This window comes from Microcystis sp. LEGE 08355 (genome assembly GCF_015207185.1).
GTDB classification, from domain to species: domain Bacteria; phylum Cyanobacteriota; class Cyanobacteriia; order Cyanobacteriales; family Microcystaceae; genus Microcystis; species Microcystis panniformis.
In genome coordinates, this window is record NZ_JADEXI010000541.1 from 1 (window position 1) to 3,166 (window position 3,166).

Sequence of the window (3,166 nt, forward strand, 5' to 3'; positions counted from 1 at the left end):
ATCTCTGATTTATACCCAAAAGCAACTAACTCAAATTCCGTGCGAATTACCTCGACTCTGGCAAAATTTGCTTCTTGTAATTTTTGGTTGAGATTTTGAGAGGTAAAACCAGTTTTATGAGCCATATAGGGCATTCCGGGGACTTCTGTTCCCATACCGTAAAACATCCATAAAGCCCGCACTGGACCTCCGGGAGAAATATATAAAGGTTCATTTTCCATATCACCTCTAGCGACAAATTCGGCGGCGGTTTGCATATCGGGAACTACGATCATTAAAAAGCCTTCGGGTTTAAGAATGCGTTTAAATTCCCCTAGGGCGATGGGAACTTCGTAATGATAAATATGTTCTAGATTATGACTAGAAAAAACCGCATCGACGGAGTTATCGGGAACGGCACTTAAATCGGTAATAGTTCCTAAAATATCGGGGTTAACAGCAGTATTGATATCGAGGCGAATTTCTTGCCAATTGCCATTGCGGAATAGTTGGGGTAAAGCTTCGGGATTATAGGGACCACAACCCACATTTAAAACCAGTTTTTTCGGGGATTTTAGCGCTGTTATCCCTGGGGGAGCATTCCAAGCTAATAAACAAATATTTTTCAAACCAAGCAAACCGTGATTAGCGACTTGATCATCTAAAATTATCTGGGCTTGGGGATGGGTTTTAATAAAATCTTTTATGGCCTGTTGGAGAGCAGGATGCTGACATTTATTGATCATAATTAAAGCGGAATCAGACCAGAATTTTTTGGCTAAAAGTAAGGAGATCAAAAGCGATCGATAGTCTTCGGCGGCATCGTAGTAATAAACTCCCAGCTTTTCTTCACTGTTTAATTCTTCGAGATCATCGAAAAAGGGTTCCGTTTCTTGATCGCTTAAAAATATCTGTTCTGATAGTTGAAAATCCTCCAAATCCTGAGATAATATAGTTAGTCTTTCTCCCGATGGATCGTATTTAAAAAAAGCTTCTACGCCATAACCGTAGCGATCGCTATTATTGCAGAAAGCGGCGACTAAACTACCGCGACGAAAACAGCCAATTTGACAGTAAACCTCGTCCGGTTGCAGACAGTCAACGGCTAGATTGAGCAGGGGAAAGAGATTGCGATCAGGATAAGAGGCGGTTTTTTGGCTTAAAAGGGTTAATTGCTCGGAAATAGGCGACATTAAAGGCGATCCCCAATCCTGATACTGTTGGGGCAGTTTTTCTAAGAATTTCTGTAAATCCATACCTTGGCTCTTGCAAAAGTGACGATCCTCACCCCTTAATCATAGATCGTTGTGTTAAGCTGTACTGAATTTAAACTGCGTAGGGGAAATTTTAGTACAAATGCTCAAACTGCTTCTCCCTGCTCCGCAGCTCCGGCGCTCCCCTGGAATCTTAACGAGTAATTTAGATAGTCAAGAGCTTAGAGATAAAGTCACCGCCTTGATTTTGGAAGAGTGCTAATCTGATCTGTTAGCCCATCAGCACAAGTAGAGAAACTTCTGATATGCCCTACAACTGCTTCCAGATAAAATTTTGGGGAGTACGGGGGAGTATTCCCTGTCCAGGTTCGGAAACCGTTCGTTATGGTGGTAATACTTCCTGTGTGGAGATGCAAGTCGGTGGAGAAAGATTAATTTTTGACGGTGGTACGGGGTTACGCATCCTAGGACAGTCTTTGATGGCAGAAAGTCCGGCGAAAGCCCATTTATTTTTCACCCACTCCCATTGGGATCATATTCAGGGTTTTCCTTTTTTTACCCCTGCTTTTATCAGGGGCAATACTTTTAAAATCTACGCGGTTCCCTCTACTAACGGAGCAACCATCAAGCAAACATTACACGATCAGATGTTACATCCTAATTTTCCCGTGCCTTTGCAGATTATGGGGGCCGATTTAGAATTTTATAATCTAGAAATGGGCGAAACCCTCCACTGTGGCGATGTCAGCGTCGAAACCCGTCCTTTAAATCATCCCGGAGAAGCGGTGGGTTATCGGGTAAATTGGCGGGGTTTATCGGCAGCTTATATTACCGATACCGAACATTTTCCTAATCGCCTTGATGATAACGTTTTGGCTTTGGCCTGGCAAGCGGATGTCATGATTATTGATGCTACCTACACCGATGAAGAATACAACGATCCTAAGTATTCTAAGGTGGGTTGGGGTCATTCCACTTGGCAGCAGGCAGTCAAAATCGCTCAAGCAGCCCAAGTTAAGCAGTTAGTTCTATTTCATCACGATCCCGCCCATAATGACGATTTTCTCGATCGCATTGGGGAACAGGTAAGAAAGATTTTCCCTGAAACTATTCTCGCCCGGGAAGGCCTCTCGATCGAACTGCGGCCGGGAGATGATCAGATGGATGAAGCGTAACCTAAGTAGGTAGGCGTTAAAAATTATCAGATGCCCCCCTTATTAAGCTGTCCTTTAGTCACATCTTTCTTATACCATTTTTCTAAAGTAATGGCAGAGATGGTTAATTGCCCTCACCCCCAATCCCTATCTCAGAAAGGGAGAGGGGCAAGGGGATGAGGGACACGAATAAAGAAAAATGGTATTAACATTTCAAACCCTTGTAGCACAAGGCTTTCAAGACTCGGTTAACAATTTGTAATATTCCTTGTTGACACCCTTACTGACAAAGAAAAAACTGAAATCAAGTCAGGATAAGGGTTGTAGTGCTTACTGAAAAAATTGTTAAGAAATATCCCTATAAGGGATAGATTAAGCTATCCATTAGTCAGATCTTTCTTAACAAAAAGAGAAGAAACTTAAAAAAAGGGGAAACGATTGATAGGTATAGTTTTGAAAGAAGGAATCAAGGTGGAGGTAAGCAAAAAAATGGAGAAATGGGCAGCCCAAGAATTACAGTATGCAGACCTAGGGGACACCAGAAGAAAGAAAAGGTTAATCACTATCGTGGAAAACTTGGCCAGCTAATCTAGTACAAGTGTGCCACAAGCTTCGGGAAATCTAGCCGCCGCCAGTGCCACCTACGACTTTTGGAATTCCCCCTATTTTCACCCCTCAGATCTAATTGCCGTCCAGGCCAAAAGTACAGTAGAAAGAATCAAAGAACATCCAATAGTTTTGGCAGTGCAAGACACAACCAGTTTAGACTTGACGACGCAAAAAGCCAAAAAAGGAATGGGTTATCTAGATTATAAAAAA

At 42.4% G+C, this 3,166-nt stretch carries 2 protein-coding genes and 1 pseudogene; 2 read left to right on the plus strand and 1 reads right to left on the minus strand.

Annotated features, from left to right (window positions below; translation table 11 throughout):
* Window positions 1–1,235: methyltransferase domain-containing protein (locus tag IQ242_RS20720; protein WP_193961251.1), on the minus strand; the 1,235-nt coding region annotated here is incomplete at its 3' end.
* Window positions 1,236–1,498: 263 nt separating this feature from the next.
* On the opposite strand from IQ242_RS20720, the gene IQ242_RS20725 reads away from it, so the two are divergent.
* Together IQ242_RS20725 and IQ242_RS20730 are read left to right on the plus strand one after the other, a co-directional pair.
* Entirely contained in the window at window positions 1,499–2,368 is an 870-nt protein-coding gene (locus tag IQ242_RS20725; protein ID WP_002767065.1) for an MBL fold metallo-hydrolase, read from the plus strand.
* A gap of 468 nt (window positions 2,369–2,836) precedes the next feature.
* Window positions 2,837–3,166, plus strand: a pseudogene (locus IQ242_RS20730) (transposase DNA-binding-containing protein); the annotation flags it as partial.